Below are 20,393 nucleotides of genomic sequence, written 5' to 3'. Positions count from 1 at the left end.
TTCCGACCGGTTCCGCGGTGGTGTGTGCGTTAGAGTGGGATGAGAGCCGGGGTTTTTCCGGCACGTCCGGTTCCACCAGAGCACACAGGGAGATCGCATGCGGGAGCTCAACGTCATACCCGAGGAATCAACACCCGGGTCGCTGGTTCTCCGCCCCGTCGACCACGACCCGGACGCCGGCGACGGTGAGCAGTTCTTCCTCGCCGTCGACGACGCCCTCCGCGCGGTGATCACCGGATCCGGGGACGACACGGCCACTGAAGGGGACGGCCGTGTCAGCCGGGACACCGGGTCCCCCGCCACCCCTGCGGGGGACGCGCCGCAGGCCCCCCGCACCACCCGCGAACCCGATCCCCGGCTGTCCGCACCACTGACCATGAGTCCCCGGGACATCCAGGCCCGGATCAGAGGCGGAGCGAACATCACCGAGCTGGCGGCCGAGTGCGGGGTGCCGGAGAGCCGCATCGAGCCGTTCGCGCACCCGGTACTCCTCGAACGCGGCCGCATCGCCGACATGGCGAAGCAGGCACATCCCGTCCGCGACGACGGTCCCGCTCCCCTGACCCTGTGGGAGGTCCTGGCCACCGCCCTCGCGGCCCGGGGCGACGACCTGGGCGACAGCGAATGGGACGCCTACCGGGAAGCCGGCGGCCAGTGGGTCATCCTGGTCACCTGGCTCGAGGGGCAGACCCGGACCACCGCGGAGTGGTCGTACCACCGCCAGGGGATCAGCAACGCGACGGCGGTGGCGCGGAATTCGGTCGCCGCAGCCCTTCTCGACCCGAACTTCGGACGGCCCACGCGCCCACTGAACCCGGTCCGGGAATCCGACGACGGCGGTGATCAGGGGCATTCCTCCGGAGCCCCCGCCACCGGATTCACCGATCGGAGGGACGACGGTCGGGGCACCGTCGGCCCCGGTACCCCGCAGCCGGACGGAGAGAACGACGAATTCCTCCGCCATCCGGACGAGGATCCGCAGCGACGTCCCCGCCGCAGGGCGATTACCCCGCACTGGGAGGATGTCCTGCTGGGTGTACGGACCAACACGAAACGACCGAGGAACTGAACGCACGGTGAGCACCTCCTCCCCCAGCTACACCGTTGTCACGATCTGGTTCGTCACCACGACGGACCCGGCGGCCGTCATCGCCGGCGAACCCCGCTCCGACCGGGGATTCGGCCGGAAGTACCTGGCTCAACTCAATCCGGCGTGGCCGATAACGCCGATCGGGCAGTTCGCGTTGAACCGCAGCGCCCCCGCCTCCACCGGCGAGTACTACATCGCCGGGTATCCGGGAATCACCCTGGTACAGACGGTCATCGAGGACCTCCGCCGATTGTCCGGACTGGACCCCCGTCTGCTCACCTCGCTGCCCGCGAACGACGTCTACGTCTTCGCGACGGACGCCGCGACGGGTTTCGGCGGCATCGCCCACTTCCGTGACAGGGAGGTCGTGCGTTCACTGTGCGCCCGGCGGGACCGGCTGTACGAGGACATCGGCCTGCCGGACCCGTTCGAACTGCCCTTCTGGGCGGGTGATCACGATGACGGCAACGGTTCCGGGATCGATCTGCCCTTCCATCCCGTGGACCTGGTCCCCGCCGCCCAGCGGGCGTGGCTGGGATTCGACCTCGCGGCCGACGGCCCCGACGTCCACGTGACGGCCTTCGCCGTCGACGGTCGCCCGGAGCCCCGTTTCCTCGACGGGCCGGACCGCCGCATTGAACCGGACCTCGACAGCGTCGTGGGTCGTGCCTCAGCGAAGCTCGGCATCTCCGTGCGTGATCCCGGATACGACGACTACGAGACCCACGACAGCGGGGACGGGGACGGCGACGAGTTCCGTCGGCTGGCGGAGGCCGGTGCCGCGGCCGCCCGCCGGATCGGACGGAGCGTCGCGCGCCGCGGCCGGCGTCTGGGTGCGACCATCGGGCAGAAACTACGGCACACCGACCATCCCTGACGCCCCGGCACGGCATAACCGGCCCGCGCCACCGGAGTGGCCCGGGCCGGTTGTGGACCTCAGCGCAGGCTGCGCTGCCGCTCGTAGAACGCGACGGCGGCGGCGGTGGCCAGATTGAGTGAATCGGTGCCGGGGGCCATCGGTATGCGCGCCCGGACATCGGTCGCCCGCATCGCGTGTTCCGAGAGCCCGGGTCCTTCCGCGCCGACGAGAAGTGCCAGCCTGTCCACCGGTTCGCCGTCGGACCGGGTGACCGCGTCGGCGAGGTGCTCGGCGGCCGGATCCGGGGTCAGGGACAACAGGGTGAACCCGTCGGCCCGCAGGTCCGCCAGTCCGCGCTGCCACGTCGTAGGCGTGCCAGGCAGGTGCGCGAACGGTGTTCTGAGGACGTGCCCCATGGAGACCCGGACGACCCTGCGGTAGAGCGGATCGGCGCAGCCGGCACCGAAGAGCACCGCGTCCACGCCCAGTCCCGCGGCGTTGCGGAACAGCGAACCGATGTTCTCGTGGTCGCCGACGCCCTCGAGCACCGCGATGGTGCGGGCGTTCTCGATCGCGGCACCGACGCTCATGCCCGGTACCCGGTCCGCCGCGGCCAGCAGTCCCCGGTGCATGTCGAATCCCACGGTCTCGGCGAGCGTCCGTCGCTCCACCTCGTAGACGGGGATGTCTGCTGCCGCGACCGCCCGGGTGACCTCCGGGTCCGCGAGGAACTCGTCGAGCCGGTTGCCGAAACCGACGATGGAACGCACCGGGAACCGGGAGACGAGGAGCCGGCCGACGACCAGCGGTCCTTCGGCGATCACCAGCCCCTTTCCGCCCGGAAGATCTGGCCGGTTGTCGGAGTGGTTGAGATCCCGGTAGTCGCGGAGACGGGGATCATCGGATGAGGTGACGGGTATGCGCAACACGTTGCCATCGTAGGACACGGCCCCGACCTGACACACGGAAGGCGCCGGTCCCGCCCGCGGGGAAAGCGGTGTCGGGGCCGGCGCCGTCGGCTCGGGGTGAGGGGCTACGCGATGGCGTGCATCACCGGGTCGATGGTGAAGTAGACCATGAACAGCGCGGAGATCAGCCACAGCAGCCAGTGGACCTTCTTCGCCTGTCCGCCGGCCAGGGCCATCAGGACGTAGGCGATGAACCCGACGCCGATGCCGTTCGCGATCGAGTAGGTGAACGGCATGATCACGATGGTCAGGAACGCGGGGAGCGCGATGTGGAACTCGGTGAAGTCGATGTCCACGACCTGTCCCATCATCATCGCACCGACGACGACGAGCACGGGCGCCGCGGCCTCGATCGGAACGACCTCATAGAGCGGGGTGAGGAACATCGCGGCGAGGAAAAGGATGCCGGTGACGACGTTCGCGAGACCGGTGCGGGCGCCGTCCGCGATACCGGCGGCGGAATCGATGTAGACCGTGTTCGACGACGCGGAGACGCCACCACCGACGATGGCGCCGGCACCCTCGACGATCAGGGCGCGCTTCATGTCAGGGAGATTGCCGTTCTCATCGACGAGGCGCCCCTGCTTGCCCAGCGCGGTCATGGTGCCCATGGCGTCGAAGAAGTTCGCCAGCACGAGGGTGAACACGAGCAGCGACGCCGCGAGGACGCCGATGCGGCTGAAGGCACCGATGAGGTCGACCGCACCGACGAGTGACAGGTCCGGCGCGCCGCCGACGGTGTCGGGGAGCTGGGGCACGGCCAGTGACCAGCCGGTGGGAACCGGCTTTCCGTCGACGAAGGAGGGGCCGGAGTCGGTGAGTGCCTCGACGATCATGGCGATGACCGTGGTCGCGACGATACCGATGAACAGTCCGCCGCGGACCCTGCGGGTGACGAGGATTCCGCAGATGATGAGTCCGGCGCAGAACACGAACGTCGGCCAGGAGCCGATCGAGCCGTTGATGCCGAGGCCGACCGGGACCGTGGTGCCCGCGGCGTCGGGGATACGACGCACGAAACCGGCGTCGACGAGTCCGATGAGGGCGATGAACAGGCCGATGCCGACGCCCATCGCGGCCTTCAGGGAGTGGGGGATCGCCTCGAACACGGCGACCCGGAATCCGGATACCGCGAGGATCACGATGATGATGCCGTCGATGACCACGAGTCCCATGGCCTCGGGCCAGGTCAGCCCCTCGGTGGCCACCAGGGTCACCGCGACGAGTGTGTTGATCCCGAGTCCCGTGGCGATACCGAAGGGGTACCGGGCGATCACACCGAAGGCGATGGTCATCACACCCGCGGCGAGCGCCGTGACGGCCGCGACCTGCGGGATACCCAGGGTGTCACCGTTGATGTCGGCGGTGGTACCGATGATCAGCGGGTTGAGGATGATGATGTAGGCCATGGCGAAGAAGGTGACCACGCCGGCCCGGATCTCGGTGCCCACGGAGGAACCGCGGGCGCTGATGTGGAAGAAACGGTCGAGTGCGCCGTCGGACTGGTGTGTCGTCGGCGCGGCAGCGGGAGCGCTGCCGTTGCTCTCGGTCATGAGTGTGGGGTGTCTTTCCGTACGTACGGTCAGGGAATGTCACACGCCCTCCCGTCCAACCGGGCAAGAGGAATACTGTGCCACGGATACAATGGCACCGGCACGCACCCGTGGGCAACCGGACTTCCTGCAGGACCGGACGTGATTCGGTGTCTTCCCCGCGCCCGATGGACCGCCCGCCGGACACACCCCGCGGACGCACCCCGACCTCCCGGACCTGACTGTGACAACAATTCTGCTGATAGACAACCACGATTCCTTCACCCATCTGCTCGGCGACCTGATTCACCGCGCGACCGGGTTAGCCCCCCGCATCCTCCCGAACAATTCCCCCCGGGTCACCCCCGGACTCATGAGCTCCGCGGATGTGGTCGTCATCTCCCCCGGCCCCGGTTCGCCACACTGCCGCGAGGATCTCGGCGTCTCCGCCGCCGCGATCGCACAGGACCGGGTACCGGTGATCGGCATCTGCCTCGGACATCAGGCCATCGCCCTGGCGGCCGGCGCGACCGTCAACCGCGCCCGCCATCCCCGCCACGGCCTGGCGAGCAGGGTCACCCATGACGGCATCGGTATCTTCAGCGGTGTCCCCTCCCCCATGGAGGTCGTGCGGTACCACTCGCTCGACGTCACCGACCCTCCGCCGAACATCGATGTTCTCGCGCGGGCGGACGACGGCACGATCATGGCACTGCGGCGCACGGACGCCCCGCAGTGGGGCGTCCAGTTCCATCCCGAGTCCATCGGAACGCACCACGGCGAGAGGCTCATGCGGAACATGGTCGAGGAGGCGCTCCGGCACACCGGATCGCGCGGGACCGACGGTGTGCGCCAGTGGCGGCGGATCCCCGTCACCGCCCCACCCGGGGCGCTCGGGGTCGCCGACGTCTGGCGCAGCAGGTACCCGGCGCTGATCTGGCTCGACGGCTCCGCCGGAGCGACGACCGGTGCCGGGGAGGCACAGTCACCCTCGGATCTCCCCGGAGCCACCGGAATCGTCGCGGCCGGGCATCGCATGGTCCATCCGGCGGACATCCCCGCGGGCCGGCTCACCCCGGACAGTGCACCGGCCCGGCCCGACGTCGTGCCCGGCGCGTTCGGGGTACTGACCTACGAGGCGTCGGGTGGGTGGGACGGCGCGACCCCGGCGCAGGTCGACTCTGGCGAACGGCTGCTCGTCCCGGACATCGTCTACCAGTGCGGACCCGCCGGAGGGTATCTCACCTTCCCCGCCGAGCTGTCGGACGGGGAGGCCCTGGCGCTCCTGCCTGATTCGGGGCCGGGACACCCCGCGGAGGTTCCGACCGCACCGGCCCTCACCGGCGAGGTCCAGCTGCGGCACGACGCCACAACTTACCGGGAGCTGGTCGAGCGGTGCAGACGCTACATAGAGTTCGGCGAATCCTATGAGCTCTGTCTGACGACACGGGCCACCGCGGAGCTGGCGGAGGATCCGGATCCGTTCGCCCTGTTCCTCCGTCTCCGGCATCTCGCCACGGCACCCCGTGCGGGGTTGTTCATCACCCCGCACCGGTCCGTGCTGTCGGTCTCCCCGGAGCGGTTCGTGACGGTGACCGCAGGCTCGGTCGGGACGTCCCCGATCAAGGGGACCCGTCCGAGGGGCACGACCCCCGGGCGCGACGCCGCACTGATCGAGGAACTCGCCTCGAGTGTGAAGGACCGTGCGGAGAACATGATGATCGTCGATCTGCTGCGCAACGATCTGGCACGCAGCTGCATTCCCGGCTCCGTGACCGTCCCGGAGCTGTGCGCCGTCCACACCTTCGACCGGGTGCACCAGTTGATCTCCACCGTGACGGGTCGGCTCCCGGTGACCTCGACAGGAATCGATGCGGCGCTCGCGGCGTTTCCCCCGGGGTCGATGACCGGAGCCCCGAAACAACGCAGCATGGACATCCTCGCGGAGCTCGAGAAGGCTCCCCGTGGTGTCTACTCGGGATGCATGGGCTGGTTCTCCGCCACCGGTGACGTGGACCTGTCGGTGCTGATCCGCACCGTGGTGGTCACCGGCAGGACGCTGACCTACGGCGCCGGGGGTGCGGTGACCCGGTTGTCGGATCCCGCGGAGGAATGGGCCGAGGTCATGGTGAAGATGCTCCCGTTCCGGCTGCTCCTGGGAACGGATCTTCCGGGGGAGGACCGATGACCGGCGGTGCCCGAGTCGCCACATCGTTCCGGATGGTCGACGGCAGGGTCCGGTGCTGGGGGGCGCACATGGATCGCCTCGGTCCGTTCCTGTCGGACGGGGTCGAGTCACGCATCCGGTCGGAGCTGCGGACCGCGGGACCGGGTGCCTTCAACCCGATGGTGTCGGTGGGACCGGATGGGGTGGAGGTGCTGATCCGTCCGGACCGTGGGTTCTCCGACCGGGTGACCGTCGACGCGGTGGGACACCGGGACCTGCGCCGGTACCCCACGGTGAAGGGCCCCGACCTCGGATGGCTGGCGGGCCGGCTGGCGGCATCCCGGGGACGGGGCGCCGGGGAGGGACTGCTCCTCGACGACTCCGGTCATGTCGTGGAGGCCGTCTACTCCGCGATCCTGGTGCTGGGACGGAGTCGAGCGACGCTCGTCCGGCATCCCAGGTCCCTGGAGTCCACGACGGCCACCGGGGTATCCGGCTACCTCCGCCGCGCGGGATGGACGGTGACCGACCGGGAGGAGATCACACCGGGGGAACTCATGGACTCTCCCGTCTGGTTGCTCAACGCGTTCTCCGGGGTCCGGGCCGTCAGTGGATGGGTCACGGCGGCGGGGGTCACCACCGCACCGGACGCGACCACCGCCGGCCCGGAGGGCATCGCCGGGGTCGGCGCGTGGCTCTGGGGAAACGCGACGGAACTCTAGAACTCGACGGTGGACTCGTCGTCGAACGCGGTTCCCTCCGGCCGACCGAGAACGTCCGCGGGCGGGGTGTCCGAATGCGCGCCGCACCCGTACCCGCTGTGCGCGACACGTCCGTCGGCGGCGTACTCGTTGGTGCAGACCCCGAAGCTCCCCATGATCTTCTCCGGCAGGGGCACCCAGAAGGCGCAGCTGCCGCAGTGCAGTGCCGCGTGCCGCGCGAACTCACTGGTCGGCCCGAAGTCACTCCCCCGCCACCTGTGCAGGGTCTCGTCGAGGCCGCGCCGGGTGAGTCGCTTGCCGGTGTGCTGACACGGAATCGCGGGACGGTCCGGGCCCGTGGTGTCGTCGAGCTCGGTGGCGTCGACGAGGCGCCCGTCGTCGGGCCGCGGCGGCATGACGTCTCCGGGCCCCAGGTCACCGGGTCGGACCCTGTCCACGTAGGGCACCCAGTCCGGAGCCCGGAGCGCGTCCGTGCCCGGCTGGAGGGCCACCTCGTTGACGGTGATCCGCTCGGAGTCGGGGGCGCAGGCCACGACGGCGACCCATTCCCATCCCCCGTACCCGGGGACGTCGGCCGCGAACCGGTGGATCGCGGCGTGCTCCCCGGTCCGCGACACCCCGAGATGAACGCCGACCCCGCCCTCACCGAGCTCGAGGACGGCATCCCGCGCGACGGCGATCGCCCCGGCTCCGAGCAGGGGGTCCCCCGTCGGCCTATGCTGCGGGTCAGCGGTCCGGTTTCGTCTGCGGTTTCTCTTCGGCACGCGTTCATTATCCCGTATCTGGTGCATGATGAACGAATGCCCCCTGTCACGCCCCGGAGAAATCGTCGCGCACTCACCACCGCCCTGATCGCCCTGCTGCTCACCGGTTGCGGTGCCGGACCCGAACGCGTGGACCGTGACGACCGGGGGGTGGCGCGGTTCGGGGTGGAGGTCGTCGGGCGGCATCCGATGGATCCGAGCAGTTTCACCCAGGGTCTGGAGTACGACGGCGAACGGCTCCTCGTCGGGACCGGGCTCACCGGCGCCTCCCGGATCTACACCTCCGGGCTGGACGGCACGGAGATCCGCTCCGCGGCCCTGCCCGGGGAGTTCTTCGGCGAGGGGGTCACCGACACCGGAACCGTCATCTGGCAGCTGACGTGGAAGGGGCGAACCGCCATCAGGCGGGACCGGGAGACCCTGCGAGAGATCGGACGGGCGTCCTACCGGGGAGAGGGGTGGGGGCTGTGTTCCTTCAGCGACACCGTGGTGATGTCGGACGGCACCGATCACCTGCGGCTGCTCGACCCCGACGATCTCCGGGAACGGTCACGGGTACCGGTCACGATCGGGGGCGAACCGCTGGACCAGCTCAACGAACTGGAGTGCATCGAGATGGAGGGCCGCAGGTCCGTTCTGGCGAACGTCTGGAAGAGCACCGACATCGTGCGCATCGATCCGGCGACCGGCGCCGTCGACGCGGTGATCGACACCTCGGACCTAGGCGCTCCGGCGCCCCGCGATCCGGACGACGTCCTGAACGGTATCGCCCGGATACCGGGTACGGACAGGCTGCTGCTCACCGGCAAACGCTGGGGCACCCTCTACGAGGTGCGTCTGACCGAAAGCCCGCCGACCGACGGTTAGACTTCGGGCATGGCTGATCGAAAGAACAAGGGCAGGAATCTCCGGCAGTTCGTCACGCTCATCGTCGCGGTGGTCATCGTCGTCGTGGTGTCGGTGCTGTTCCAGCACTGGTGGAACAACCGACCCGGGCCGCCGCCCCGGGACATCACGATCGAGGCCTCAGCCGGGGACCGGACCGTGACCGTGCCTCCGTACAGCGCCTGCGAGATCGATGTCGAGTGCCCCGAGGGCGAGGTGACGGATCTGGCGGTCGGAGCGGACGAGACCCTCACTGTGACGCTTCCGCCTGAGGTCTACGACCATGATTTCTCCCTGTTGATGATCTACGACAACCCGGCCGCGAACGACCAGCGCCTCTACCCCGGCAACAGCACCAGGGAGGTCGAGGTTCCGGGATCCGTGGCGCTCAAGGCCGACGACGGGGAGGAATCGACCGACGCCAGGCTGCTCGTCGTCGAGGTGAGATCACCTCAGATCGGTGTGGGCGAGGACGGGACGGAGAGCCCCGTCCGTGTCGTCTGGTCGATCAACGCCCAGCCCTAGTCCCGTCCTGGCCCTGCTCCGGCGACCGGGTCAGGAGTCGAGTTCCCGCGCCACCGCGCGGAGAATCTCGGCCACCTGGCGCCCGGTCTTCCGGTCCGGCCTGCGCCCCGAACGCAGATCCGGCTGAACCTTCGACTCCATCAGCGTCACCAGATCGGAGATCATCCCGTGGAGCTCCTCGGGCTGATACTTGTGCTGCGCCCGCCGGGACACCCGGGGACTGTCCAGGAGCTTGACCCGAAGTGCCTGCGGCCCGCGGCGGCCGGCCGCGAAGTCGAACTCGATCCGCTGCCCCGGGTGGAGTTCCTCGACCCCCTCCGGGAGCACCTGCTTTCCCACGAAGCAGTCCTCGTCGCCGGGGTTGGAGACGAAGCCGAAGCCCCGCTCGGAGTCGTACCATTTGACCTTGCCTATGGGCATTGGGAGTCACCCTTTCATTGAGCACTGTGCGGGTCCGCTGACATCCAGGGATCGGGCCCGTGAAGACCTTCCCCGCCGACACCCGCAGATCGCGTAAAACATCCAATATACCCCGGCGAACCCACTGTCCCGCACACACGCCGTTCCGGGGACGCCCCGGAGTGCTCCGGAGGGCACGGAAGCGTCGCCGCCCGCGGGAATCGACCGGATGCACCGTATTCTCCCCTCGACGGTCGGGGACGAAAAAATTGTGACATATCCACATCACCGACCTTCACCTGCTGTTTCCCTGTTTTCCGGACGATCAGATTCGTCAAATATCAGCAAAGAACGTGACAGTTTCGTTATAAACCAGTACCGTAGCCAGTCGTAGGCCCCACCACCGCGCCGCCGGACCCATCGCACCCCTGTCCGGGACACCCGGCGACGCGGCAGCCACCACCGGGGCCCGTGGATCTCCAGACGACCACAACGCAGACCATCTTCATGACACGGCCCATCCCATCCGGGACGGTACGTGGAGCACCCGACACAGACAGCCAGGACAGGGACGGAGCACCACCGCGCCGGAGCCCAGAACTCCGGTGCCGGCAACCGGGGAACCGGATGCCGGGGTGGCCCCGCCGAGCGATGACCGAGAGGAAACAGAACACTTCATGGCCCGCCACGCAAAGAAAACCCACTCCCGTATGACCCGTCTCGCGGCCTCCGCCGTGACCGTCGGTGCCGCGGTGTCCATCATGGCGCCCACCGCCGGTGCCGCCCCCTACTCCGACTGGGACCGGCTCGCGCAGTGCGAGGCCGGCGGAAACTGGGCCATCAACACCGGAAACGGCTTCTACGGTGGGTTGCAGTTCACCCCGGGCACCTGGCGTGCCTACGGCGGTACCGAGTACGCGCCGCTGCCGCACCAGGCCACCCGCGAACAGCAGATCGCGATCGCCGAAAAGACCCTCGCCGGCCAGGGTTGGGGAGCATGGCCCGCCTGCTCCGCCCGACTCGGCCTGAACTCCGCGCCGAACACGAACCGCGGAGTCCCCGCACCGGCTGCCGCACCGGAGGTCGAGAACGTTCCCGCCCCGGCCCAGTTCAACGCCGAGGTGACCGAGGCCGAGGATGCCGCCGTCGGCTCCAGCTACCTCACCCCGGTCGACTCGCTCTACAACGCTCTGGTGGCCGCCATGCGGAACCACGGCATCCCGGTTCCCCGTGAGCTCACCGCCTTCTACCAGGCGAACCGCAACAACTTCGAGGCGTTCTACAACGCCAACCGGGACACCATCGGATTCCTCCTGGGCCGCTGATCTTCCGGACCACTCCCCCCTCACGGGGATCCCGGGTGACAGCCCACCGAGCCCGGTGCACACATCGCGTATGCGTGCACCGGGCTCTCGTGTTTCTCCGGCCGGCCGTGCTGCGGCTGATCCGCAGCACCCCTCCGGCAGTACGAAAAGCCGGTGGTCGTCGCACCCCTGCGACAGCCACCGGCGGAGGCCGGGAGATCTTCGGTTCTAGCGGTTCACCCGGGTGTAGGGGTGGACGTAACCGAGTTCCTCCACGGGACGCGGGAACACCGTGTCGTCACCGAACGGGCTCGACGCACCGTCGACCTTGGAGACCAGCTCAGTCACCGGATGTCCGCCACCGGGAACATGGTCCGGCCAACCGGGATCAACGTAGGATTTCTTCTCGATTTTCGACATGCCACCATTGTCTCAAACGCGACGGAGAAAAGTCACCTTATGACCCTCTAAACTTGTCGGCACCATGAAAAAACCCGACACCGCCTCCGATTCCGGCCCCACGTTCCGTCAGTGGTTGTCAGGGGTCGATGATGACCGACTCTCCCGGATCATCGACAACCGACCCGACACCGCGTGGCCGCTATCTCCCGGAATCGGTGCACTCGCGGCCCGACTGCAGCTGCGGGCCTCCGTCGCCCGCGCCACCGCGGGCCTCACGGCCCTCCAACTCGTCGTCCTCGAGGCCGCGGCCACTCTCGGTGGTGAGCTCCACCCGGTCGGTTCCCCCGAAGTGGTGGAACTGGTCATCGACCGACTGGGGGCCGGTGGTGGCTCCGTGCGCATCGCCCCGGGAACGGTGATCCGTACCCTGGGGGAACTCATGGACCGCGCCCTGGTCTACGGGGACGACGAACAGCTCCGGGTGACCGCTGAGGCGATGTCCTCCCTCCCCGCGAACTGGCAGCTCCTTCCGGACCCCGGCGGCCGCGCGGAACTGCTCGACGAGGACGCGGCACGGGCCCGCATCGATGATCTCTCCCCCCGGGAACGCCGCATCCTCGACGCCCTCGTGTCCTCCGGAGGATTCGGACTGTCGAAGGACGCCGCCCCCGACGCCGATCCCGAACGTCCCGTCCCCCGGCTCATCGATGCGGGACTGCTGCTGCGGGTGGACAACCGTACGGTCAAGATGCCCGCGTTGGTACGGGGGATCCTGGACGGGACCGGAGTGGCCCACCAGCCTCTGCTCCCGTCCCCGCGGTGCGGTGGCGAAGGCGCGGACGGTCTCGTCGCCGATGCGGCGGCGCAGCGCCGCACCGATGATGAGGGCGCGGCCGCCGGACTCGAGGTCACCCGCCTCATGCGACGCCTGATCACCATACTCGGCGAACACCCCGTCCCGTGTCTGAAGGAGGGCGGAATCGGTGTCCGGGCAATGGGCAGGTTGGCGAGGGAACTGGACTGCGACGAGATCACCGTCGACCGGTTGATCTGTCTCGGTGTCTCGTCCGGGCTGCTCGGCAGAGGTGAACCGGATCCGCCCCCGGCGGATGATCCGGGAGGTGACCTGCTTGCCCCGACAGTCGAGTCGGACGCCTGGCTCGCCACCGGGTTAGCCGCCCGTTGGGCGACGCTCCTCGTCGGCTGGTCCCGGTCCATCTGGGCGTACTGGCGGAACGGGCGGACCGATGCGCGTGGTCGCTCCATCCACCTTCTGTCCTCCGCGACCGAGCACCAGGGACTCCCCGACGTCCGTGCCCTGGTCATGGCCCAGTTCATCCGCCCTCCGGAAGGCATCCGGCTCAGCCGCGGCGAACTCGACGAGGATCTCCGGTTCACCGCACCGGTCCCCGCCAGCCGCATCCGTCCGGGCACCGTCGACGAGATCCTCGCCGAGGCATCCTGGATCGGGGCGCTGGCCCACGACACCGCGACCACGCCGCTCCGCGTCCTGTCGCGCGAATCCTCCGCCACCCCGGAGACCCCGGGCCCGGCGGTTCTCGCCGCCACCGGCTCCGTGATCCCGGCCTCCGTGGACACCCTCATCGCCCAGGGCGACATGACCGTTCTCGCCCCGGGACCACTCGAACCCGAACTCGAATCGGAGCTGACCCTGACCGCGGACATCGAATCAGCTGGAGTGGCCAGCGTGTTCCGCATCACCGAAAGCTCGATCCGGCGGGCACTGGACGCCGGACGCAGCGGCACCGACATCCGCTCGCTCCTGGAGCGGCACACCCTGGGCGAGCTTCCGCAGAACATCGACTACCTCATCACCGACGTCTCCCGGCGCCACGGCGCCCTGCGCGGCGGCCCGGCCCTCTGCTACCTGCGGTGCGACGACGCCGCACTCCTCCTGCAGGTCGCCCAGACCCCCGGCGCACGGAAGGTCGCGCTCCGTGTCATCGCCCCCACCGTCGCCGTCGCCCAGGCCCCGCTGATACAGGTGCTCGACGCCCTCCGGGCCGACGGATTCCAACCGGTCGCGGAGTCCGCCACCGGGGCCAGCCTCGATCTCCGGGAACGTCCCTCACGGCTGCGGGCGGAACCACGCCCCGCGCACACCGTGTCCCCCGGCACCGACCCCACACGCACCCGCGACGTCGTCGCCGCCGTGCGTCGGGGTGAAGCCGCACAGGATGCGGCGAGGAAGGGCCGCACCGCCACCGACGACACCGGACGGGTCGTTCAGGGGGCGCGCACCCTCGGCATCCTGCAGGCCGCCGCGAGATCGAACCGGACGGTGACACTCGGATTCGTCGACAATCACGGCCAGGCCGGGTACCGGCGCATCACCCCGGTGATGGTGTCGGGCGGGCAGGTCGACGCCGTCGACGAGGCAACCGGGGAAACCCGTCGCTTCCTGCTCCACCGGATCACCGAGGTCATTCTCGGCGACGACTGACGCGCGGACATCCCCCGGCAGACGGTGCAATAATGGTGGTTTGTCCCCTGCCCGGGGATCATCCGCGAAGCTGGAGAGGACGTGATCGCCTGTGCCCATCGGCGATGGACCGCTGATCGTGCAGTCCGACAAGACCGTGCTGCTGGAGACGGGGCACGAGAAGGCCGCCGCCGCCAGATCGGCGCTGGCGCCGTTCGCCGAACTCGAGCGCGCCCCGGAACACGTGCACACCTACCGGATCACGCCGCTGGCACTGTGGAACGCACGCGCCGCGGGACACGATGCGGAACAGGTCGTCGACATGCTCGAGACCTACTCGCGCTTCCCCGTGCCACAGGCGCTGCTCATCGATGTCGCGGAGACCATGAGCCGCTACGGCCGGGTCCGGCTGCACAAGGACCCGGCGCACGGTCTCACCCTCGAATCGGACGAGGCGGCGATTCTCGCCGAGCTCATCCGGCACCGGAAGATCGCCCCGATGCTCGGACAACGGATCGACGACACCACGTTCGCCGTGCACCCGAGTGAACGGGGCCGACTCAAACAGGAACTGCTCAAGGTGGGCTGGCCCGCCGAGGACCTCGCCGGCTACGTCGACGGGGAGGCGCACCCGATCGAACTGTCCACCGAGAACGAGCAGTGGGAGCTGCGGGACTACCAGTCCCAGGCCGCCGAGGCCTTCTGGGCGGGCGGCAGCGGAGTGATCGTGCTCCCATGCGGTGCAGGTAAGACGATGGTCGGTGCCGCCGCGATGGCGAAGGCCAAGGCCACGACGCTCATCCTCGTGACCAACACCGTGGCCGGGCGCCAGTGGCGCGACGAACTGATCCGCAGGACCTCCCTCACCGCCGACGAGATCGGCGAATACTCCGGCGAGGTCAAGGAGATCCGCCCGGTCACCATCGCGACCTATCAGGTGGTCACCCGCCGCACCAGGGGCGAGTTCCGGGCACTCGAGCTGTTCGACTCCCACGACTGGGGGCTGATCATCTACGACGAGGTCCATCTGCTGCCCGCGCCGGTCTTCCGGATGACCTCGGACCTCCAGTCGCGGCGACGCCTCGGACTCACCGCCACCCTCGTGCGCGAGGACGGTCGTGAGGGCGACGTGTTCTCCCTCATCGGCCCGAAACGCTTCGACGCCCCGTGGAGGGACATCGAGGCCCGCGGCTACATCGCCACCGCCGACTGCGTCGAGGTCCGGGTCACCATGACCGATGCCGAACGCATGGCCTACGCCACAGCGGAGGCCGCCGACCGGTACCGGCTGGCGGCGTGCGCCGGATCCAAGATGCGGGTCGTCCGCAAACTACTGGCCAGGCACGCGGGCCAACCGACCCTGGTTATCGGCGCCTACCTGGACCAGCTGCAGGAGATCGGGCAGACGATCGACGCCCCCGTCATCGAGGGCAGCACCTCGAACAGGCGGCGGGAGAAACTGTTCGCCGCGTTCCGTGCCGGTGAGATCAAGGTCCTCGTCGTCAGCAAGGTCGCGAACTTCTCCATCGATCTTCCGGAGGCCGCGGTCGCCATCCAGGTGTCGGGCACCTTCGGTTCCAGGCAGGAGGAGGCGCAGCGCCTCGGCAGGCTGCTGCGCCCCAAGGCCGACGGAGGTGAGGCCCACTTCTACTCGGTCGTCTCCCGCGACAGCCTGGACACCGACTACGCGGCGCACCGGCAGCGCTTCCTCGCTGAGCAGGGCTACGCGTACCGCATCATGGACGCGGCCGATCTTCCCTCCCCCGGCGTCTAGACTGACAGATGGCACCGGCCACAGACTCCAACCACGGAAGGTAACTCCCACGCGATGAGCGCAACCGACTTCCCCTTCACCGTCGACGAGGCCCACAACAAGGCGAACAACGAACTGTTCCGGGATTCCCGTCGCCTCGTGGTCTCCGCGGGGGTGTTCGGTCTGATCCAGCTCGCCGTCGCGGCCGGGGTCCTCCTGTACTTCGGTGGACAGCCGTGGGTCTGGATGATGGCGATCGCACTGGCCGTGATGGCTCTGGTGAGTTTCGGCATGATGGTGGTCCTGCCCAGGAAGGTCGGAACGGCGCAGGAACTCTACGACCGCTACCCCCTGGTACCCGCGGTCGTCGCGGAGGTCAACGAACGGGATCTCGTGCTCCTGGCACTGGTCGACACGACCGTCGACGAGGCCGGGGAGCCCCGCTGGGCGCTCGCCGCACGGACGGTCACCAGACTCACGGGCCATCCGCGGAGGGTCGGTGAAAGGGTCCCGTCGGTCGCGGTGTCGGGGCAGAGGAACCTCTCGGACAGGGAACACTGGAGCGAGGTCACCCCGATGCCGATCTCCTGGGCGACACCGGACACAAGCGTGATCGACCGCGCCGCCGACGCCATCCCGGCGGCCCGGTGGAAACGCCTGGAGAAGTCCTTCGGCCGCCTCGCCGAGGTCCGGGAGACCCCCGCAGACCTGCTCGTTCTCGACTGACGGGTCGCGGCCCGGAGTTTGCACCCGCCGGACGGTCGCGCGTCGGCGGCGCCGGGGTCGGCCGCGACGGCTCCAGCGGCGTCGGCTCAGACACGGAGTCGCCGCCACCGGTCAGGGTTCCCCGTGCACGGGATCATCGACCGCTCCGGGTTCTCCCGTCGAAATCGCCGATCCACACGGACGGTCGGCCCGGGTATCACCCGGACCGGCGTCGGCCACAGCCCTCGGAACTATGGGGTACCCATGGGGTCCATCGGACGCTAGAACTGACGGTGGACGGTTCTTTTCCCCGGGTTCCGTCGACCCGGGATCCCCACCGTGAACGGAGCGACCACATGGACCTCGACTGGCGCGGTGCCACGGCATGAGTGGATCAGCGGACAGCCCCGGAACCGGTGTCTCCGACGACCGTGGGCGTCGCATCCATGAATCGGATGTCGATCCTCCGTTCATCCCCGCACCCGCGCCGTCCGTCGGGAACCTCGAGCAGAGCCCCTCCGAGCCCACGACCAGCCGACACCGGGCGGAAGCTGCGGTGTTGCGGGTCACCGCCTCCGCTACGAGCGTCGCCTGGATCCTGGCTCTGGTATTCAGCCGGACCGGGAACCATGTCGCGGGACAACTCACCGCGGGGAGCTTCAGCGGACCGCTCGCAGCGGCAGCCATCCTCCTGATCTGTGCCGCACTTCCGCTTCTGGTGTTTTTCAGCCCGGATCCGAGACGCTACCGGCGGCTGATGGTTCTCTCCGCCACGGGATACACCGTCATCATCAGCACCCACATCGTGTTGAAGGCGGTGTACGGCAGTTCTCCTCTCGGCGACCTCCACATGGAGGACTACGCCGGGTTTCCCGCCATGTTCTTCACCGCCTCACTCCGACCGCCGCTCGGATACGCTCTCGGCGCGATCATCATCGCCGCCTCCACACTCCTGAACAATACGATTCTCCGTCGTAGCCACTTCTTTCTCGCGATCGCCCACGGTGAGATCATCGTCTTCCCCTTCCTCGTGTTCCTCGCCTACGCGACCAGCACCGCCCGGCGACTCGATGCTCGCGTTGCGTCACTGCGCCGCGCCGCACTGGTGAACGCCGGGTCCCGGACGCTGCGGGAGACGGAGACCCAGTTTCTGGCCCACGTGCATGACAACGTCCTCACCCTCCTCGGCTCCGTCGCCCCGGGGGCAATCCCGGGATTGATACCGAACAGATCGTCGGAAGATTGTCACCCGACGGGGTTCCGTGCACGGGCGGTGCCCCGGTCGCGGTCCGTGACCTCATGGATGAGGTGCTGCAGATCGTGATGACGTTCGATCCGTCCACCGTTGTCACATCGACACCCGTGCCCTCCACCGCGGTGACCCTTCCGGCTTCGGCCGGGGCGGCGATCTGTGACGCTCTCCGCGAGACTGCGCTCAATTCCGTGAAACACGCTCCGGACGCCCAACGCCGGTGCGCGATCATCGTCGCCCACAGCGACAAGCGTCTGCGTGGTTTGACCGTCCGCTACAGCGTGACGGTCCCGGTTTCGACATCAGACGGATTCCGGACGACAGGGCGGGGCTCCGACTGACGGTCTTCGGCCGCCTGCAGACCACGAAGGGCGGAGTCGTCGACATCGAATCGGCACCGGGGAAAGGGGTGGCCGTCACGATCGGATGGAGCGCCGACAACTACACCCGGATGCCGGCGGCACAACCCCGCGACCCGTTCAGGTTCCCACCACTCGAGCGACTGACCGGCCGACATGTCACATACAGTCCGTGGTTCGCGGGGTGCATCACGATGACGTTCATGGGAATGCAGTGGGTCGAGCGGCACCAGTACACCAACCACCCGGCGCAGATTGTCGCGACGATCGGTTTCGGGGTCGCGGTGGCGGCGATCATGACCGGGAGGGAGTTCAGGCTATCGTTACCGGCGACGTGTGCAACGGCGACGGGCGTCCTGATCATGAGCGTCAGTGGACTGATGATGGGAGCCGGGCACAACATGCCTTGGCCCGCCCACTGGTGGTTCTACGCCCTCCATTCGATTCTCCCTCTCCTCGCCATCCGACGGCGCGGGGGAACAGCCACGGCAACGTTCGGATGCGTCGTGGTAGTTGTCGCGGCGGCACGTGCGGCGGGAGCGACGGTGGACGCACCGACTCTGTTGAACATCCTCAACGTATTCCCGACGATCTTCGCCGGGGCACTGGTTCCGCTCCTGATCAGGAGAGCGACGAGCCAGTTCCCCATCGCGACGGAAGATGCGCTGAAGCACGACGAAGCCGAGCTCCGCGAAGGTACCCACACCGGATATCTCAGGCGAAACTGCGAATGGGTGAAAGCGATGATCGAATTCGCGTTGCCGGATGATCTGCCGATGCCGGAAAGGACACGCAACGCGCGCCTCCTCGAGATGCGGCTCCGTGATTCAATCAGATCTCCGTTCCTCGACGTCCCCGATCTCACCCGGGAGGTGTGGAATGCGAGGAAACGGGGCGTCAAGGTCACCTTGCTCGATGATCTCACCCCGGCGAGGGCCTTCCACCGGTGAACCGCCGATCACCCGCAGCGCCCACCCGAGGTCGATGAAGCCTGCTCGTTGGCAGCGAAAATCCTGAAGTCACGGACGGAGGACGGGTGACCGTACGGCTCATACCGGAAGGCCGGGAACTGGCGGCGACCATCCTGACGGAGACACCGTCCGGAACGACCTGTCACTCGATCAGGAATCACGGAGAGTCGGAGCCGGAACAATCGACGTAGCCGCGACACCGGTGGGGAGGCGCCGTGGCCGCATGTCCCCTCCCGGAACGGCGCGCCTTCTTCCTGCCCATCCCCCCGTCAACCCGTGCGGCGAGGTCGTCTCCGAATCCGGGGAAACCCGAGCCCGTCCTCCCCGGTACCGGGTGCCGACGAGCCGTGGTCGCTGCTTCCACCCCGATGACAGCGGCGGAATCTGTGTCCGGGATGAAGCACCAGTCTCGGCGATCGCCGGAACTCCGCGACCGCATGCGCGATACAGAAGGACAGCTACAAGAGCGGCAAAGCCCGACACATCACCGCCCGAAACCGGTACAAGAGCGGTCCGACGGGAGAGAACCGCACGCGGAGCCCGCTGCTGCCCGGACTTCTTCCACTTTCCCTGTCGGTACCGAGGGGTACACGCCGGTGGTATAGCGCCGTCGAGAGTGTCGGGGCGGATTATCGGATGAAGCAGATCAACTGCCCGCGCAGGTACGTCCCGGAGAGAAACAGCACAGGGTCGACCGGCACCGTCACCCGACCCCGGCGAGAAAATATGCACGCTGTACATTTTTATGCGGTAGGCGCCCCGAACGACAGATGCCCGGACCGTTGCACGGCGGTACCGGGCATTCGGGAACCCACCAATGTGCCTGCCGACCGGTCACTGTCTGGTGCACGTGGACAATCTGATGGAAGGAGAAACAGATGAGAAACAAATGGGCCTTCTACGGAGAAACCGAACCGAGGTGGTTGCTGGCCATCGCGTGGCTGCTCATCCTCGCGCTCCCCGTGGTCACGTTCTTCGCGTTGCGCATCGACAACGGCTATCAGTTGATCTTCATGTACTCACCCGTTGCCGGCCTTGTCGCACTAGCCGCCGCAGTGAGACTCCGCAGCTGGCTGCTCATCCTCCAGGGGATCTTCACGGCGACCTTCTACGGATACCTGGCGTTCCTGTACTTCGGTCTCGTCCCGTAGACATGGGCGTCTGCGGCGTACACCCGCCCCCACGGCTGCCGCCCTAACTGCCCACGCCAGGTATTCCGACGCGTGGGCTTCATCATGTCCACACATCGCCGTCATTGCCGTGAAAACCGGCGCCTCGGAGTCCGCACGCACA

The 20,393-nt window shown here is 68.2% G+C and carries 19 protein-coding genes; 14 read left to right on the top strand and 5 right to left on the bottom strand.

Going from position 1 to position 20,393, the window contains the following annotated elements; translation table 11 throughout:
- The first annotated feature begins 97 nt into the window (after positions 1 to 97).
- Positions 98 to 1,069, top strand: coding sequence for a septation protein SepH (gene sepH, locus JIM95_RS07485; RefSeq protein WP_200259515.1), 972 nt, complete (start codon positions 98 to 100; stop codon positions 1,067 to 1,069).
- Between the two features lie 7 nt (positions 1,070 to 1,076).
- Positions 1,077 to 1,967 carry a DUF6928 family protein gene (locus JIM95_RS07480; protein ID WP_200259510.1) on the top strand — a complete coding sequence of 297 codons (891 nt, stop codon included), beginning with the start codon at positions 1,077 to 1,079 and terminating at the stop codon, positions 1,965 to 1,967.
- A 59-nt stretch (positions 1,968 to 2,026) separates the two neighbouring features.
- Here the strand turns inward: JIM95_RS07480 and JIM95_RS07475 are convergent, their stop codons facing one another.
- The gene (locus tag JIM95_RS07475; RefSeq protein ID WP_248702950.1) at positions 2,027 to 2,878 is read right to left on the bottom strand and encodes a TrmH family RNA methyltransferase; all 852 of its coding nucleotides are present in this window, start codon (positions 2,876 to 2,878) and stop codon (positions 2,027 to 2,029) included.
- A gap of 104 nt (positions 2,879 to 2,982) precedes the next feature.
- On the bottom strand, positions 2,983 to 4,470 hold the full coding sequence (locus JIM95_RS07470; RefSeq protein WP_200259507.1) for an NCS2 family permease: 1,488 nt from the start codon (positions 4,468 to 4,470) through the stop codon (positions 2,983 to 2,985).
- A 223-nt stretch (positions 4,471 to 4,693) separates the two neighbouring features.
- Here JIM95_RS07470 and JIM95_RS07465 point away from each other — a divergent pair, with 223 nt between their 5' ends.
- A complete protein-coding gene (locus JIM95_RS07465; RefSeq protein ID WP_200259504.1) occupies positions 4,694 to 6,637 on the top strand; it encodes a chorismate-binding protein in 1,944 nt (647 codons plus the stop codon).
- Positions 6,634 to 7,338 carry an aminotransferase class IV gene (locus tag JIM95_RS07460; RefSeq protein WP_200259501.1) on the top strand — a complete coding sequence of 235 codons (705 nt, stop codon included), beginning with the start codon at positions 6,634 to 6,636 and terminating at the stop codon, positions 7,336 to 7,338. Before JIM95_RS07465 ends, JIM95_RS07460 begins: the two co-directional genes overlap by 4 nt.
- On the opposite strand, the gene JIM95_RS07455 is transcribed toward JIM95_RS07460, so the two are convergent.
- Positions 7,335 to 8,102 (bottom strand): DUF3027 domain-containing protein, encoded by a 768-nt coding sequence (locus JIM95_RS07455; protein WP_248113383.1) that lies wholly within the window; start codon positions 8,100 to 8,102, stop codon positions 7,335 to 7,337. The genes JIM95_RS07460 and JIM95_RS07455 overlap by 4 nt on opposite strands.
- Positions 8,103 to 8,138: 36 nt before the next feature.
- Between JIM95_RS07455 and JIM95_RS07450 the strand changes: the two genes are divergently transcribed.
- Entirely contained in the window at positions 8,139 to 8,969 is an 831-nt protein-coding gene (locus tag JIM95_RS07450) for a glutaminyl-peptide cyclotransferase (protein WP_200259495.1), read from the top strand.
- A 9-nt stretch (positions 8,970 to 8,978) separates the two neighbouring features.
- Positions 8,979 to 9,512 (top strand): DUF2771 domain-containing protein, encoded by a 534-nt coding sequence (locus tag JIM95_RS07445; RefSeq protein ID WP_200259492.1) that lies wholly within the window; start codon positions 8,979 to 8,981, stop codon positions 9,510 to 9,512.
- A gap of 30 nt (positions 9,513 to 9,542) precedes the next feature.
- Here JIM95_RS07445 and JIM95_RS07440 read toward each other — a convergent pair whose 3' ends face one another.
- A complete protein-coding gene (locus JIM95_RS07440) occupies positions 9,543 to 9,932 on the bottom strand; it encodes a cold-shock protein (RefSeq protein ID WP_200259489.1) in 390 nt (129 codons plus the stop codon).
- A 656-nt stretch (positions 9,933 to 10,588) separates the two neighbouring features.
- Between JIM95_RS07440 and JIM95_RS07435 the strand changes: the two genes are divergently transcribed.
- Positions 10,589 to 11,236 (top strand): resuscitation-promoting factor Rpf1 domain-containing protein, encoded by a 648-nt coding sequence (locus JIM95_RS07435; RefSeq protein ID WP_200259486.1) that lies wholly within the window; start codon positions 10,589 to 10,591, stop codon positions 11,234 to 11,236.
- A 207-nt stretch (positions 11,237 to 11,443) separates the two neighbouring features.
- Here the strand turns inward: JIM95_RS07435 and JIM95_RS07430 are convergent, their stop codons facing one another.
- Entirely contained in the window at positions 11,444 to 11,635 is a 192-nt protein-coding gene (locus tag JIM95_RS07430) for a hypothetical protein (protein WP_200259483.1), read from the bottom strand.
- Positions 11,636 to 11,699: 64 nt separating this feature from the next.
- On the opposite strand from JIM95_RS07430, the gene JIM95_RS07425 reads away from it, so the two are divergent.
- The 7 genes from JIM95_RS07425 to JIM95_RS07395 all read left to right on the top strand — a co-directional run bounded on the left by JIM95_RS07425 (position 11,700) and on the right by JIM95_RS07395 (position 20,251).
- Entirely contained in the window at positions 11,700 to 14,081 is a 2,382-nt protein-coding gene (locus tag JIM95_RS07425) for a helicase-associated domain-containing protein (protein ID WP_200259480.1), read from the top strand.
- A gap of 91 nt (positions 14,082 to 14,172) precedes the next feature.
- Positions 14,173 to 15,834 (top strand): DNA repair helicase XPB, encoded by a 1,662-nt coding sequence (locus tag JIM95_RS07420; RefSeq protein WP_200259477.1) that lies wholly within the window; start codon positions 14,173 to 14,175, stop codon positions 15,832 to 15,834.
- Positions 15,835 to 15,888: 54 nt separating this feature from the next.
- Positions 15,889 to 16,539 (top strand): DUF3239 domain-containing protein, encoded by a 651-nt coding sequence (locus tag JIM95_RS07415; protein WP_200259474.1) that lies wholly within the window; start codon positions 15,889 to 15,891, stop codon positions 16,537 to 16,539.
- A 364-nt stretch (positions 16,540 to 16,903) separates the two neighbouring features.
- Positions 16,904 to 17,842, top strand: coding sequence for a hypothetical protein (locus JIM95_RS07410; RefSeq protein ID WP_200259471.1), 939 nt, complete (start codon positions 16,904 to 16,906; stop codon positions 17,840 to 17,842).
- Positions 17,842 to 18,111, top strand: coding sequence for a hypothetical protein (locus tag JIM95_RS07405; RefSeq protein WP_200259469.1), 270 nt, complete (start codon positions 17,842 to 17,844; stop codon positions 18,109 to 18,111). Before JIM95_RS07410 ends, JIM95_RS07405 begins: the two co-directional genes overlap by 1 nt.
- A 212-nt stretch (positions 18,112 to 18,323) precedes the next feature.
- Entirely contained in the window at positions 18,324 to 19,079 is a 756-nt protein-coding gene (locus JIM95_RS07400) for a hypothetical protein (protein WP_200259466.1), read from the top strand.
- An 899-nt stretch (positions 19,080 to 19,978) separates the two neighbouring features.
- A complete protein-coding gene (locus JIM95_RS07395; protein WP_200259463.1) occupies positions 19,979 to 20,251 on the top strand; it encodes a hypothetical protein in 273 nt (90 codons plus the stop codon).
- The last annotated feature ends 142 nt before the right edge of the window (positions 20,252 to 20,393 follow it).

The sequence above is a fragment of the Corynebacterium antarcticum genome, assembly GCF_016595285.2.
Classification (GTDB): domain Bacteria; phylum Actinomycetota; class Actinomycetes; order Mycobacteriales; family Mycobacteriaceae; genus Corynebacterium; species Corynebacterium antarcticum.
Note: the sequence above shows the minus strand (reverse complement) of the source record. Positions and strands in the feature narration are given on the sequence as shown.

Bases quoted from the DNA above. Each gene is read 5' to 3' on its own strand.
- sepH (WP_200259515.1), top strand. From the start codon at position 98: ATGCGGGAGCTCAACGTCATACCCGAGGAATCAACACCCGGGTCGCTG.
- JIM95_RS07470 (WP_200259507.1), bottom strand. From the start codon at position 4,470: ATGACCGAGAGCAACGGCAGCGCTCCCGCTGCCGCGCCGACGACACAC.
- JIM95_RS07460 (WP_200259501.1), top strand. From the start codon at position 6,634: ATGACCGGCGGTGCCCGAGTCGCCACATCGTTCCGGATGGTCGACGGC.
- JIM95_RS07450 (WP_200259495.1), top strand. From the start codon at position 8,139: ATGCCCCCTGTCACGCCCCGGAGAAATCGTCGCGCACTCACCACCGCC.
- JIM95_RS07445 (WP_200259492.1), top strand. From the start codon at position 8,979: ATGGCTGATCGAAAGAACAAGGGCAGGAATCTCCGGCAGTTCGTCACG.
- JIM95_RS07440 (WP_200259489.1), bottom strand. From the start codon at position 9,932: ATGCCCATAGGCAAGGTCAAATGGTACGACTCCGAGCGGGGCTTCGGC.
- JIM95_RS07435 (WP_200259486.1), top strand. From the start codon at position 10,589: ATGGCCCGCCACGCAAAGAAAACCCACTCCCGTATGACCCGTCTCGCG.
- JIM95_RS07430 (WP_200259483.1), bottom strand. From the start codon at position 11,635: ATGTCGAAAATCGAGAAGAAATCCTACGTTGATCCCGGTTGGCCGGAC.
- JIM95_RS07425 (WP_200259480.1), top strand. From the start codon at position 11,700: ATGAAAAAACCCGACACCGCCTCCGATTCCGGCCCCACGTTCCGTCAG.
- JIM95_RS07415 (WP_200259474.1), top strand. From the start codon at position 15,889: ATGAGCGCAACCGACTTCCCCTTCACCGTCGACGAGGCCCACAACAAG.
- JIM95_RS07410 (WP_200259471.1), top strand. From the start codon at position 16,904: ATGAGTGGATCAGCGGACAGCCCCGGAACCGGTGTCTCCGACGACCGT.
- JIM95_RS07405 (WP_200259469.1), top strand. From the start codon at position 17,842: ATGACGTTCGATCCGTCCACCGTTGTCACATCGACACCCGTGCCCTCC.
- JIM95_RS07400 (WP_200259466.1), top strand. From the start codon at position 18,324: ATGACGTTCATGGGAATGCAGTGGGTCGAGCGGCACCAGTACACCAAC.
- JIM95_RS07395 (WP_200259463.1), top strand. From the start codon at position 19,979: ATGAGAAACAAATGGGCCTTCTACGGAGAAACCGAACCGAGGTGGTTG.